Origin of the sequence: Vibrio sp. V30_P3S12P165 (assembly GCF_009904905.1) — a bacterium.
GTDB lineage: Bacteria > Pseudomonadota > Gammaproteobacteria > Enterobacterales > Vibrionaceae > Vibrio > Vibrio fujianensis.
Map to the genome: position 1 here is coordinate 54,569 of NZ_WXWH01000036.1, position 13,660 is coordinate 68,228.

The window sequence follows — 13,660 nt, forward strand, 5'->3', positions numbered from 1 at the left end:
ATAGAGGCTGAGGAGCTTTGGTTTTGTCTTTTTCCGCTATATGATGAGTCCATGGTTCGCACAATTGTAAGCATTCATGTCTCAGCTTGTTGATAAAAAACCTTTTTAAGTATTTTTACGATTGTTTTTTTGCCGATGTTTTTGGCGGCGGTGGATCAAACATTATTAGCAACGGCAACCCCTGCAATCGTCAGTGATCTGGGAGATATGCAGCTTTCTTCATGGATTGCAGTGGGCTATATGTTGGCGGGGGCGGCCTCGGTTCCTATTTACGGCTGGCTGGGCGATCAATACGGTCGTAAGAAAATGCTGACGATTGCGTTAATCATTTTTGGTGGGGGCTCGGTGGTGAGTGCGCTGGCTGGTCACATGCAATGGCTGGTAGCAGGGCGAATTATTCAAGGGTTGGGCAGTGGGGGGTTAATGAGCCTATCACAAGCCTTAATTGGGGAGTTAGTGGCTCCGCGCCAACGCGCACGCTTCCAAGGTTATTTTTCTTCCTTATTTGCTTTAGCCAGTATTGGTGGGCCGGTGATGGGAGGCGTGATCGTCACTTATTTAACCTGGCATTGGTTATTTTGGATTAACCTACCTTTGATTGGCGTTGCGATTTATCGTTTATCGAAATTGACTTCAACCGTGAATAAGGCGCAGAAAACCGAAATTGATTTTTTCGGACTAATCCTATTTCCGAGTTTAATGACGGTGATTATTTATTGGTTGTCTGCGGGAGGGCACTATTTTGCGTGGGGCTCTTTACTTAGCCTGACCTTACTCGGGGTGTTTCTCGGGTTACTACTGGTGTTCATCTGGCAACAACACTCGGTGAAACATTCGTTTTTACCTTTAGCACTTTTAGTGCGCAAAGAAATTTATATTCCTCTTATTTCGACTTTTTTATTTGCGGCTTGTTTGTTTGCTTTGGTGTTTTTCCTACCTATTTTTTTACAAGTTGGGCTAGGGGTGAATGCCGCGAGAGCGGGGCTACTGTTAATGCCACTTTCTGCAGGAATAATCAGTGGTTCTTATATCACAGGCAAAACCATTGCCTACACGGGAGTACCGAAGTGGTTACCTGTGGTGGGGATGTCGATCACTGGTTTGGGCTTTTTTCTGCTCGCCATGATAGATCCTACACCTTATTGGGTCAGTGGACTGGCATGTTGTTGTGGGCTGGGGCTAGGTTCGGTGATGCCTTCAACGCAAGTGCTGATTCAAACCCTCGCTGGCAGAGAGAGTTTAGGACGAATCACTTCAATGGCAGCCCTGTCACGTTCACTGGGGGCATCAGTAGGAACGGCGGTATTTGGCAGTTTGATTTACTCACAAATCCCCGGTTTTAATGCACAAAGTTCGTTGCAAACATTATTAGATACCCCACAATCGGTGATTATTCACGCTTTTCAAACGGGGTATTTATTGGCGGCAGGTTTGGCATTTTTATGTGTGCTGAATGCGCTGCGTGCACCGCACATTCAATTGGATGATTATAGTTAGCTGGATAAAATAAACCCCAGAACCTTATGTCTGGGGCTTTTATTAAGCAAGGCCTTGAATCACGACGAATTTTTCTAATAGCTGTTCTTCGGTTTCAATATGCTCGGGGTCAGTGATAATGCAATTGGTGATAGGACAAACCGATTGACACGTTGGCTTGTCGTAATGCCCTTTGCATTCAGTACATAAATCGGGGTTGATCTGATAAAGATCATCCCCCATCGAAATCGCATGGTTTGGGCATTCCGGTTCACACATGTCACAGTTAGTGCATTTGGCTGTGATCAAAAGCGCCATAATTATTTACCTGTTGGATTACGCGTATCTTGACCGACGTTTAAGTTGCGCATCAGTAGAGCATAGTCAAGGTTCAAATCGTCTGGTACCGGAATAAACACAAAGTGACCGTTACCTTTTGCATCATCAATAGATTCGGCTTTACGGTTTTCCATACTTTCAAGGGTAAAGACGACATTGCCTTTCGGTGTCATCAATTCTAGGCTATCACCGACGCAGAATTTGTTCTTCACTTCAACTTCAGCCAGGTGGCCACGACGTTTTCCGGTAAACTCACCGACAAACTGTTGGCTGTCAGAGACCGAGTAACCATAGTCGTAATTTTGATAAGCATCATGGGTATGGCGGCGCAAGAAACCTTCGGTATAACCGCGATGCGCTAAGCTCTCAAGGGTTCCCATTAAACTTTCATCAAATGGTTTGCCGGCTACCGCATCATCAATCGCTTTGCGATACACTTGCGCCGTCCGAGCGCAGTAGTAGAACGACTTGGTACGGCCTTCAATTTTTAAAGAATGCACGCCCATTTGAGTTAAGCGCTCAACGTGTTGTACTGCGCGTAAGTCTTTCGAGTTCATGATGTAAGTGCCATGTTCATCTTCATAGGCGGCCATTTTTTCATCTGGACGATGGCTTTCTGAAAGCAAAACCACTTCATCACTTGGCTTACCTAACCCAATGGTATTGTCTGGGCGTTCGCTCTGCACTTCAATCGGTTGAGCCGCGTTGGGATCGAATTGTTCAACAATTTGTCCAGTCTCATCTTCTTTGCCTTGCTCAACTTTGTATTCCCAACGGCAAGCATTGGTGCAAGTGCCTTGGTTTGGATCGCGTTTATTGATGTAACCCGAAAGAAGGCAGCGACCAGAATAGGCCATGCACAGTGCGCCATGAACAAAAATTTCGATCTCCATCTCTGGGCATTTTTCACGAATCTCTTCAATTTCTTCTAAAGAGAGTTCACGCGATAAAATCACCCGTTCAACCCCTTGAGTTGACCAAAATTTCACGGTTGCCCAGTTGACGGCATTGGCTTGTACCGAGAGGTGAATCGCCATTTCTGGGAAGGCTTCTCTAACCATCATAATCAGGCCGGGATCAGACATAATTAATGCATCTGGGCCCATATCAATGACCGGCTTTAAGTCACGAATAAAGGTTTTTAATTTGGAGTTATGGGGCTGAATATTACATACCACATAGAACTTCTTACCTTGAGCATGCGCTTCGTTAATGCCGATTTGTAGGTTTTCGTGGTTAAATTCGTTATTACGCACCCGTAAGCTATAGCGAGGCTGGCCAGCATAGACGGCATCAGCACCATAGGCAAAGGCATAACGCATATTTTTAAGGCTACCCGCTGGTGACAGTAGCTCTGGAACGAAGGGGGTTTTTATACTCATCATTTGTTTCTCAATCTGATCTCAAGTCAGGCCAATACCACCTGATGGTATTGGAAAAGGCGCAAATTTTACGCTAAAAAGCATAGCCTGACTATAGTTCGCGAGAGAAAGCGAGCGAATAAAGAAAAATCATCACAAAGGAGAGGCTCTTGGTTGCAAGAGCCTGAATTGACATTAAGCGTCAGCGTGAGGAAGCCCGCCGAGTACGTCAAATAAATTAGGAAGAAATACCGAAAATTCACCACACATTAATGAGAAATCGGCATCAAAGCGAGCGGCTTGATCGTCTCTGGGGATATCTTCATTTTGATCTTTCAGCTCATCACTGAAGGCTAAGCGTTTCAAGCTACAGTCGTCTGCTAGAATAAAGCTAATTCTATCTTGCCAGTTGAGCGCAAGTTTAGTGACTACTTTGTTGGCCTGAATATGGCTGAGGATCTCATCACTCGATAGCTCTTGTTTCTTACAACGAATGGTCGCACCATCATCAAGAATGGATTTTAGCTCAGCTTCATCAAGTAAGTTAAAGCCCTGTGGCAAGTTGCCTTCTTTAACCCATTGAGTCATGGTGGTTTCCACCGCAACTTCAGGGATCGCAGGCACCACCGGTAAACTGCCCATGGTTTTACGCAGTAGTGCTAGCACGTCTTCGGCTTTTTTATAACTACTCGCATCAACGAGAACCAGGCCCGCTTTAGGCATAATTAAAACGTACGTATAGTGGCTACGGCTAAACGCTCGCGGCAGCAGATCGATGACGATCTCTTCTTTTAAGTTGTCTTTTTCTTTTTTCTTCAGTGGGCGGCCTTCTTCGACCTCCAGACTTTCAACTTTGGCACTTAACGACTCTTTGATCACCGATGCGGGTAACATTTTTTCTTCTTTTTTCGCACAGATCAAAATGCGATCTTCACTAACATGGGTCATCATGTCGCCATGTTTACCCAGTGCATGGACCCAGCCAAATTTTTGTTTATCTTGGCTGGAGCAGGGGGTAAAACGAAACTCGGCCAGTTGCTGTTCCAGTTGATCGGCATTGAACTGGATATCACGATTCACACGATAAACCATACAGTTTTTAAACCACATATTACCCTTCTTTCTCTTGTTGAAAATTTTGTCATCATAGGGGATTTTCAACTTAAAGTCTTACCGAATTGTGAAAAAACCACAGAGGATTGGTTTTGTGTCACATGGAACTGAATTGGTGACGTTTATATTAAAATTTGTTTGCAATGGTCACAAAAGTGTCATAAATATTTCCCATAATGCATAATGTTGATTAATAACAAAGGTTATTTAATTATGTCGAGAAGGATTCTGGTGGTTGAAGACGAAGCGCCGATTCGTGAAATGCTGTGCTTTGTTCTTGAACAAAAAGGCTATCAGGCGGTGGAAGCAGAAGATTACGATACCGCGGTCAGTAAATTAGCCGAACCGTTTCCAGACCTTGTGCTGCTTGATTGGATGTTACCGGGGGGCAGTGGTATAAACTTTATTAAACACATGAAGCGAGAAGAGCTTACCCGAAATATTCCGGTTGTGATGTTAACGGCGCGTGGTGAAGAAGAAGATAAAGTTCGTGGTTTGGAAGTGGGCGCAGATGATTACATCACCAAACCTTTTTCACCTAAAGAGCTTGTGGCTCGGTTAAAAGCGGTCATTCGCCGAGTTACGCCAACGGCGTTGGAAGAGGTGATTGATGTGCAAGGGCTGAAGTTAGATCCGGTTTCGCATCGGGTGACCGCCAATGATCAGCCGTTGGAGATGGGGCCAACAGAATTTAAGATGCTACACTTTTTTATGACCCACCAAGAGCGGGTGTATAGCCGTGAGCAATTGCTGAATAACATCTGGGGCACTAATGTCTATGTGGAAGATAGAACGGTCGATGTGCATATTCGGCGTTTACGTAAAGCGTTGGAAGAGGCGGGGCACGATAAACTGATTCAAACGGTACGTGGCGCAGGTTATCGTTTTTCAATAAAAGCTTAATAAGATCAACGATGGAGTATTATGGTTGAGCGTTTGACTTGGAAGAAGCTGGCTTGGGAGCTGGCTTTTTTTTATCTGCCTTGGGTGGTGGTCGGGTGGTTTTTTGGCCATATGCCTTGGTTGCTGCTGGCGGCAACAGTGTTGCAACTGGTTTGGCATTTGCACAACCAAGTGCGTTTTTCTGCTTGGTTATGGGATGAGAAGCGCTTAACCCCTCCCTCGGGGTCTGGTAACTGGGAATCGCTGTTTAATGGCATTTACCGTTTGCAGCAACGTCAGCGCAAAAAACGCAAAGAACTCACCAATTTAATTCGTCGTTTTCGCAATGGGGCTGAATCATTACCTGATGCCGTGGTGGTTTTTCGTTCGGAAGGCAATATTGTGTGGTGTAACCGCTTAGCGCAGTATCTGCTTGGCTTTCGTTGGCCAGATGATGCAGGGCAGCCAATCACCAACTTGATTCGTACGCCCGATTTCATTAAATATTTAACAAAAGATGACTTTTCTGAACCGCTGACTATGCGTTCTCCCCTTAATGTCGAGCGATCACTTGAATTGCGTATTGTCCCTTATACCGAAGGAGAACATTTGATGGTGGTGCGTGATGTGACTCAGTTAAAGCAATTAGAGGGCATGCGGCGCAACTTTTTTGCTAACGTTTCTCATGAATTACGCACGCCGATGACGGTTTTGCAAGGGTATTTGGAGATGACCGAAGATCCCGATTTACTGGTTGGGCCGATGTGGACTAAAGCGCATGGTGTGATGACTGAACAGTTGAATCGAATGTCGAGTTTGGTGAATCAATTGCTGACTTTATCGAAAATAGAAGCTTCGCCCATTCATGAATTAGATCAAGTGGTCGATGTGCCTACGATGCTCGAAGTGCTGGAAAAAGAAGCGGTAAGTTTAAGTGGAGAGCATGCTCACAAGATTCATTTTGTGGTCGACAAGCAATTAAAAGTATTGGCAGATGACGATCAGCTACGCAGTGCGATATCTAACTTAGTGTATAACGCGGTGAAATATACCCCACCGGGTGCTGAAATCAATGTGCGCTGGTTTGAAAGTTCACAGGGGGCTTGTCTTGAAGTGCAAGACACGGGTGAAGGTATTGAGCCACAACATTTGCACCGCTTAACTGAGCGTTTTTATCGGGTCGATAAAGCACGTTCTCGTGATACCGGAGGCAGTGGCTTAGGGTTGGCAATTGTGAAGCATGCATTATCTCACCATGATTCGCATTTAGATATTCACAGTGAAGTGGGGGTCGGAAGCCGTTTTTCTTTTGTTTTACCGAAGCGCTTGGTGGTGCGATGAGATTGGGTCGATTACTGATATTGGTTTTTTTGAGCCTGCAAACTAGTCTGGGGTATGGTCAGGAGCTGACTAGCTATCAGAAAACAAGCGGGGTTGCTGGGAGTTTACTGTCGGTCGGATCTGATACTTTAGCGGGGGTGATGACCTTATGGGTAGAAGAGTTTAATCGGTTATATCCGAATGTTAATGCGCAAGTACAAGCCTCCGGATCCTCTACCGCGCCCCCTGCATTAACCGAAGGAACGGCACAATTTGGCCCCATGAGCCGCCCAATGCGAAATCGAGAAATTGAGGCGTTTGAGCGAGCCTACGGATACCAACCGACCGAGTTACGAGTGGCCATTGACGCGGTGGGTCTATTTGTTCATCGTGATAATCCAATCGAAGGGCTTAACTTTGCTCAGCTTGACCGTATTTTTTCCAGTACCTTACGCTGTGGTGCGAGTCAATCGGTAGAAAATTGGTCACAGTTAGGGCTTTCTTTTCCTTGGGCTAAGCGTCGTATGCAACTATTTGGACGTAATTCAGTGTCTGGAACCTACGGCTACTTTAAACAACAAGCTTTGTGTGGTGGGGATTTTAAAGCAAATGTGAATGAGCAACCCGGTTCGGCATCGGTTGTGCAGGCGGTGGCTTCATCGATCAATACACTTGGTTATTCAGGCGTTGGATATCGCGTTTCTGGCGTGAGGTTAATTCCTGTTGCTCGGCAGGGGCGTGACTATGTTGATCCGACGCTCGATAATATTTTATCCGGTCGTTATCCGCTCTCACGTTACTTGTATGTGTATATTAATAAGCATCCAGCACGCCCTTTAACCCCAGTTGAACGTGAATTTATTCGTTTTATTTTTTCCAAACAAGGGCAAGCATTAGTCAGTAAAGATGGTTACTTACCGATTTCTGCTCAGTTGGCTGAACAAGAGTTGGCGAAAGTCGGTATTAAGTAGTCGGTGTGCTGTTGCTCCTTTAAAAGGTTAGAGTCCAGCCAACGTGACGCCAATATGCCTGCTCACAAATTAGATCGGCGTGCAGAAGTTTATTGTTTTCTAACCAGTGGTTTTCAGTGCTGGATAACTGCCATTCACCATCGTCAACAATTAAACGCAGATCCGGGAGTGGATCATCATTTCGCTGACCATTAACCACAATGGCTAAACGTAAAACCTGAATTAAGCCAATAATATGCTTTTTCTTAAATAAGCTAAACTCACTCATTTCTCCCAATTTGAGCGCTTTACGTTGAAAGCGGGCTAGCGTAGCGAGTACACGTTGCTGCTCACTATTAAACCCAGGCATATTGGTGTGCTGTAAGATATAAGCTGAGTGGCGGTGAAACGCTTGTAAATTGATGCTTAACCCGACTTCATGCAACAAGGCTGCCCATTCCAAAAGAGAAAATAGCTCACTGTTATGTTTTAAGCCTAAACTCTCGCTCACTTGAGCGAGAAACTCTTTGGCATAGCCTTTGACTTTAGCGGCATGCTCTAAGTCGACTAGGTGTTTGCTGGCAAGGTGTTCGGTGGTACGAAGCCGGATATCGGTGTATTTAAAGCGCTCTTCCATTTCATACAGTAGGCCTTCGCGCAATGCGCCATCGGAAAAATTCATTGCTTTCATGTTCAAGGCGCTAAAAATGGCGGTTAAGATAGCAACCCCTGCGGCAAATACCGGTTTTCTATCCTCGGTGAGGCCTTCCAATTGAATTTCATCAATATGGTGCCACTCACATAGTTTATCGGTCAGTTTATTTAATCGTTGCTGGGTGATGATGCCATCTTCGGCACCTAACCCGGCCAACACTTCATTGATGGCTTTGATGGTTCCCGATGAGCCAAACGCGACTTGCCAGCCTTTTTTGCGGTATTTACTGGCGATAGATTCGAGTTTTTGCTCTGCGGCTAGAATCGCTTGAGCAAATTTTTTCTTGGAAAGCTTACCATTGGTAAAAAAACGCTCGGTATAGCTGACACACCCCATTTGTTTACTATTGACTAACTCTGCTTCAAAGCCCTTTCCTATCACCAGCTCTGTGCTTCCTCCACCAATATCGATGACTAACATTGAGTCAGCTTGGGGTTGAGTATGGGCGACACCGAGATAAATCAGGCGAGCTTCTTCACTACCAGGGATGATTTCGATCGGGAATGGGATCACATCACGGGCACGCTGTAAAAAAAGGTGTGCGTTATTGGCTTGGCGAAGCGTATGGGTTGCAGCAATGCGTACATTATCAGAAGTAAAGCCTTGCAGGCGTTCAGCAAACATGGCTAAACACTCAAGCCCTCGCTCCATGGCAGCATGATCTAAGTTTTTTTGTTCATCGAGGCCAGCGGCTAAACGAACACGTTGTTTATGGCGACTGATCAGTTGCAAATCTTGCTCGACGACTTTTGCGACCACCATATGAAAACTATTTGAGCCTAGATCAATCGCAGCGATTTCACGGCTTGTTGGTGGTTCTAAGACGTTATCTAGTGGTGCTGTATTCATGCTGCTCTAGGTGTCCTTTGCTTTTGCGCGTCTCTCTTTCTATCTGTTTAAGATAGTCATAAATTGCTAATTGTGAGCGAATTTTCTTACGATTGCCCCGTTTGACATAGCGATTGCTCATTTCTTTGTCGATAACGCGAGCTTTTACCGTATCGGTAAACTGGATATTGAGGATATCGATAATTCGCTGTTTTAAGCGAGCATCTCGCACTGGAGCGGTCACCTCGATTCTATGATCGAGGTTACGCGTCATCCAGTCAGCGGATGAAATATAGACTAATGGATTCCCCTCGTTGTGAGTAATGAGCACTCGCGGGTGTTCTAAGAAGCGATCAACAATACTGATGATAGAGATGTTATCACTGACACCCGTGACACCGGGAACGAGTGAACACATTCCACGAATAATCATTTTAATGTGAACACCAGAGCTACTTGCACCATACAGTTTATTGATCAACCCCTTATCGACTAAGTTATTGACTTTAATGATAATTTCGGCTTTTTTGCCTTGTTTAGCATTGGCGATTTCGGCATCAATTAATCGATACAACTGCGTTCGGCTATTGCGTGGAGAAACTAACAAATGGTTAAATTTAACTGGGCGAAATGGATTTTCAATATAACCAAAGACGTTACGGACTTCACTGGTGAGTTCTTTATCTGCGGTAAGTAGCGAGAAGTCAGTATAAATACGTGCGGTTTTTTCATGAAAATTTCCGGTGCCAATATGGGCGTAGCGGATGAGTTCTTTCTCTTCCCGACGAGTAATCAACAGTAATTTAGCGTGAATTTTCATCCCTGGGACACCAAAGATGACGTTAACTCCTGCTTCTGTGAGTACGCGAGACCACTCAATATTGGCTTCTTCATCAAACCGAGCTTGTAGTTCGACCACCACCACGACGCGTTTTCCATTATGTACGGCATCAATTAATGAGTTCATTAATCGTGAATCTTTTGCGACGCGATAAATATTAATTTTTATGCTGATGACCTTCGGGTCAAAGGAGGCTTGCCGCACGAGTTCAGTGATGTGTTCAAAGGTATGATAAGGGTAGTGCAGTAAAATATCTTGCGCTCGAATTGCATCAAAGGCATTGAGATACCCATCGAAATCGGCACATTTTAGCGGCGGTAAAGGGCGGTTTTCTAGGTAGTCACGTCCGACATTCGGGAAGGCAATGAAGTCTTTAAAGTTATGGTAGCGACCACCGGGTAATAGACTATCATAATGGGATATTTTCAGTTTTTCACATAGGAAATTGAGCATCGCCTGTGGCATTTCTCGCTCATAGACAAAGCGCACAGGCATGGCGGTTAAGCGTTGGCTTAACCCTTCGGAAAGCTGCTCTAATAAACTGTATTCGACTTCTCGACTTAAATCGTACTCCGCATCACGAGTCATTTTCATCGCATAGCCCGCGAGGGTATCGTAGTCGAAAAAACCACGGAAAATGTCGTCTAAACAGTAGCGGATGATATTATCTAATAAAATAATCGTTTTGCGCCCTTTGCCTTTTTGCTCGGGTACCATGACAAAACGAGGCAGATGATCGGTCGGGATTTCAATAAGCGCATAGCTTGAGTGTTCACCTTTTTTAAGGTCCACAGCAATATAGGCGTATTCATCTTTTAGAAATTGTAAAACATCAATATCGTCGCGCATCAGCAAAGGCGTAATATGAGGTAGTACCTGTTTATAAAAATATTTACTGATCCACCGTTGTTGAACGCTATCGAGCTGGGTTTCATTGACTAAAAAAATTCGTCGCCGAGCCATTTCGAGAATGATGTCATTATAGAGGTTGTCAAAGTCTTGATTGAGTTTAAAGGCTTTATTTTGCATCCGTGTTAACAAATGCTTTGAGGTGTCTTTCACCCCTTGTTCTCGGTGGATTAAAATGCGCCTTTTAACATCTGAGAAACGTACCTTGTAAAATTCATCTAAGTTATTGGAGAATATGCCTAAAAACCGAATTCTTTCGACTAAAGGAACGCTTTTATCTGCGGCTTCTTGTAAGACGCGTTCATTAAACGAGAGCCAACTTAACTCTTTATCGATATACAGCTTTTCCGTGCTCATTCATCTTGTCCTTCACGACGGTTCGTTACTTTCATTTTATGCAAACTAAGCAAGTTATATGACACATTTATTGCAAAACACGTTAGTATGTAGAGTTGTTTTATTTTCAGTCGGTTATTGTGATCTGTAATATAATTGTCACGTATTTGAAATAGAATTTTGTTGTTAAACCGCAATGATATCCCAGCAACTTGGCGTTGCAGGTTGGTGACAAGTGAGCCAATTGCCATAAGCGAGATAATGAAGCAATGGAAGAACATGAACGTCGCTAACCGCTTTAGCTGCAAGTCCAAAAGGTGTCATCCATGATTGCCCCTAAACGTGTGTCACTCTGGTGTTTAGCCAGTGAAATAAAAAAGGATTGATGATATTCATGGCTTACGTCGAATTCTCATTACAAGAACGCGATCGTAAACGGTTGATTAAAGACCGTATGATTCGCTTCGCTGTAACGTGTGGCGGTGTCAGTGTATTAGGGGCGTTGATCTTAATTTTTGTCTATCTAGCCTTGGTGGCGCTACCTTTGTTTGGTGACGCAAAGCTTCAGCCGAATGTTGCTCGACAGGCGCTGGCTAATATTGAACCTCAAATCTTAGCGATTGATGATTACGGTGAGCATTTTTTTGTCGTTGGTCAACAAGGGCAAAGCCAATTTTGGTCACTGCAGCCATCAAACGAGCCGGTTTGGGCGCAAACCTTACCGTTTACTCCGCAATGGATTGTGCCGGGAAACCCTCAAGAAGGTTGGTTTTTAACCGTAGACAGTCAGTATCAACCTCAAATTGCTCGTCCTCTTTTCCATTATTCGGTCGAAAAACAAGGGCGAAGATTTACTCCTCAACTTGAGTTTCGAGCGATTCCTGAAGGGATGACTGTTGCACCCACCGAGCAGAAGATTCGTTTATTGAGTTTTGCGGTAACACAAGCGAATACCTATTTTGCAAGTTATCTCAGTGATGGCCGAGTGATGGTTCGTTCGGTGTCAGCAGGCTCAACGTTAGTTCAAGAAGCCGTATTAGCGCAGCGTTACTCACATCTTGATCAGTTAATGATGACTCCGGACGGAAAAACACTGTATCTACGCCAGGGCGCTTTATTATCGGTTATTCAACAAGAAGGGCCACATTATCGATTACGTGAACAGGTGGATCTGAGTCAAGCTCAAACGGAGCTTACCGTGTCAACGATGACCTTGTTATCCGGTGCTTATTCGTTATTGGTTACTTATGATAATGGCTTGGTGAGTCAATGGTTTGATGTATTAGAAAATGGAAAAAGGACGTTAACATCGATTCGTCATTTTGATTTAGCTCCTCATATCCAGTTGCTGCTACCGGACACCAACCGCAAAGGGTTTTATACCTTTTATCCTAACGGCACACTGCAGAGCCATTATACAACCAGTGAAAAATTGGTGTTATTTGAGCGTGTATTACCACAGGCTCCTCGCCTTGCCGCGATGTCAAATAACGAGCGTTATTTGATCATGTTTAGTTCGGGAAGTGTACAAGTTGCCAAAGTTGATAATCCTCATCCGGAAATTTCGTTTCATTCGTTATGGCGTAAAGTTTGGTATGAAAGTTATCCTGAGCCTGAGTTTATTTGGCAATCCACTTCAGCCGATAATGATTTTGAAGCCAAATTAAGCTTGGTGCCAATTGCTTTTGGCACACTAAAAGCCGCTTTTTATGCGATGCTTTTTGCGGTACCGATTGCGGTATTGGCTGCTATTTATACCGCATATTTTATGGCACCGTCTATGCGCCGTGTGGTCAAGCCGACGATTGAACTGATGGAAGCATTACCCACCGTGATCATCGGTTTTTTAGCGGGGTTATGGCTTGCACCTATTATTGAAAACCATCTGACAGCGGTCGTATTGCTGCTGATCATATTACCTTTATCGACCGTGTTGATAGGGCTGATTGGCGCTTGGATACCTAAGCGTTTGGTCGGCCGAGGGCTAGCGGCATGGCATGCTTTAATTTTGATGCCGTGCTTGTTGGCGATCATGAGTTTGACTTTAGCCTATAGCCAAGAGTTAGAGCAGCTCTTGTTTGCCGGTGATATTTTACTTTATTTGCAAGAACGTGGGATGGGGTTTGACCAGCGTAATGCGCTTGTGGTGGGGATGGCGATGGGGTTTGCGGTGATCCCGACGATTTTTACCATTGCTGAAGATGCGATTTTCTCTGTTCCTAAGCATTTATCGGATGGATCGTTAGCATTAGGAGCGACCGCTTGGCAAACCTTACTTCGGGTGGTGCTTTTAACGGCAAGCCCCGGGATTTTTTCTGCGGTCATGATGGGATTGGGCAGAGCGGTTGGTGAAACGATGATCGTGTTGATGGCTACCGGGAATACTCCTATTTTAGACTGGAATATTTTGCAAGGAATGCGCACCTTATCGGCTAATATTGCGGTTGAATTGCCGGAGTCTGAAGTTGCGAGTTCCCATTACCGAATTTTATTCTTATCCGCTTTATTGTTATTTCTGTTTACTTTTGTAGTTAACTCATTAGCTGAGTGGGTGCGTCAGCGCTTACGCACCCGCTATCGCTCTTTATGA

9 protein-coding genes and 1 pseudogene are annotated in these 13,660 nt (G+C 44.6%); 5 read left to right on the forward strand and 5 right to left on the reverse strand.

Features of this window, described 5'->3' with window-relative positions:
- Positions 1-76: 76 nt before the first annotated feature.
- A pseudogene (locus CAG57_RS07535) lies at positions 77-1,497 on the forward strand (MDR family MFS transporter).
- Positions 1,498-1,539: 42 nt separating this feature from the next.
- Here CAG57_RS07535 and CAG57_RS07540 read toward each other — a convergent pair.
- The 3 genes from CAG57_RS07540 to rdgC all read right to left on the reverse strand — a co-directional run bounded on the left by CAG57_RS07540 (position 1,540) and on the right by rdgC (position 4,286).
- Positions 1,540-1,794 carry a YfhL family 4Fe-4S dicluster ferredoxin gene (locus CAG57_RS07540; protein WP_099611877.1) on the reverse strand — a complete coding sequence of 85 codons (255 nt, stop codon included), beginning with the start codon at positions 1,792-1,794 and terminating at the stop codon, positions 1,540-1,542.
- A gap of 2 nt (positions 1,795-1,796) precedes the next feature.
- Positions 1,797-3,197: a prephenate-dependent tRNA uridine(34) hydroxylase TrhP gene (trhP, locus tag CAG57_RS07545; protein WP_099612033.1), complete on the reverse strand. Its 1,401-nt coding sequence runs from the start codon at positions 3,195-3,197 to the stop codon at positions 1,797-1,799.
- 174 nt (positions 3,198-3,371) lie between these two features.
- Positions 3,372-4,286: a recombination-associated protein RdgC gene (rdgC, locus tag CAG57_RS07550; protein ID WP_099611878.1), complete on the reverse strand. Its 915-nt coding sequence runs from the start codon at positions 4,284-4,286 to the stop codon at positions 3,372-3,374.
- Positions 4,287-4,502: 216 nt separating this feature from the next.
- On the opposite strand from rdgC, the gene phoB reads away from it, so the two are divergent.
- From phoB to CAG57_RS07565, 3 genes are read left to right on the forward strand one after another with little or no spacing between them, the layout of a single operon-like run.
- Entirely contained in the window at positions 4,503-5,192 is a 690-nt protein-coding gene (gene phoB, locus CAG57_RS07555; RefSeq protein ID WP_099612034.1) for a phosphate regulon transcriptional regulator PhoB, read from the forward strand.
- Between the two features lie 21 nt (positions 5,193-5,213).
- On the forward strand, positions 5,214-6,512 hold the full coding sequence (gene phoR / locus CAG57_RS07560) for a phosphate regulon sensor histidine kinase PhoR (protein WP_099611879.1): 1,299 nt from the start codon (positions 5,214-5,216) through the stop codon (positions 6,510-6,512).
- Positions 6,509-7,462 carry a PstS family phosphate ABC transporter substrate-binding protein gene (locus tag CAG57_RS07565; RefSeq protein WP_099611880.1) on the forward strand — a complete coding sequence of 318 codons (954 nt, stop codon included), beginning with the start codon at positions 6,509-6,511 and terminating at the stop codon, positions 7,460-7,462. The genes phoR and CAG57_RS07565 overlap by 4 nt, the downstream gene beginning before the upstream one ends.
- Before the next feature lie 19 nt (positions 7,463-7,481).
- Here CAG57_RS07565 and ppx read toward each other — a convergent pair whose 3' ends face one another.
- Complete coding sequence (gene ppx, locus CAG57_RS07570; protein WP_161427524.1) at positions 7,482-9,005, reverse strand: exopolyphosphatase; 1,524 nt, start codon at positions 9,003-9,005, stop codon at positions 7,482-7,484.
- Positions 8,983-11,091: a polyphosphate kinase 1 gene (ppk1, locus tag CAG57_RS07575; protein ID WP_161427523.1), complete on the reverse strand. Its 2,109-nt coding sequence runs from the start codon at positions 11,089-11,091 to the stop codon at positions 8,983-8,985. Before ppk1 ends, ppx begins: the two co-directional genes overlap by 23 nt.
- 373 nt (positions 11,092-11,464) lie before the next feature.
- Between ppk1 and CAG57_RS07580 the strand changes: the two genes are divergently transcribed.
- A complete protein-coding gene (locus CAG57_RS07580; RefSeq protein ID WP_161427771.1) occupies positions 11,465-13,660 on the forward strand; it encodes an ABC transporter permease subunit in 2,196 nt (731 codons plus the stop codon).

Bases quoted from the DNA above. Each gene is read 5' to 3' on its own strand.
- CAG57_RS07540 (WP_099611877.1), bottom strand. From the start codon at position 1,794: ATGGCGCTTTTGATCACAGCCAAATGCACTAACTGTGACATGTGTGAA.
- trhP (WP_099612033.1), bottom strand. From the start codon at position 3,197: ATGAGTATAAAAACCCCCTTCGTTCCAGAGCTACTGTCACCAGCGGGT.
- rdgC (WP_099611878.1), bottom strand. From the start codon at position 4,286: ATGTGGTTTAAAAACTGTATGGTTTATCGTGTGAATCGTGATATCCAG.
- phoB (WP_099612034.1), top strand. From the start codon at position 4,503: ATGTCGAGAAGGATTCTGGTGGTTGAAGACGAAGCGCCGATTCGTGAA.
- phoR (WP_099611879.1), top strand. From the start codon at position 5,214: ATGGTTGAGCGTTTGACTTGGAAGAAGCTGGCTTGGGAGCTGGCTTTT.
- CAG57_RS07565 (WP_099611880.1), top strand. From the start codon at position 6,509: ATGAGATTGGGTCGATTACTGATATTGGTTTTTTTGAGCCTGCAAACT.
- ppx (WP_161427524.1), bottom strand. From the start codon at position 9,005: ATGAATACAGCACCACTAGATAACGTCTTAGAACCACCAACAAGCCGT.
- ppk1 (WP_161427523.1), bottom strand. From the start codon at position 11,091: ATGAGCACGGAAAAGCTGTATATCGATAAAGAGTTAAGTTGGCTCTCG.
- CAG57_RS07580 (WP_161427771.1), top strand. From the start codon at position 11,465: ATGGCTTACGTCGAATTCTCATTACAAGAACGCGATCGTAAACGGTTG.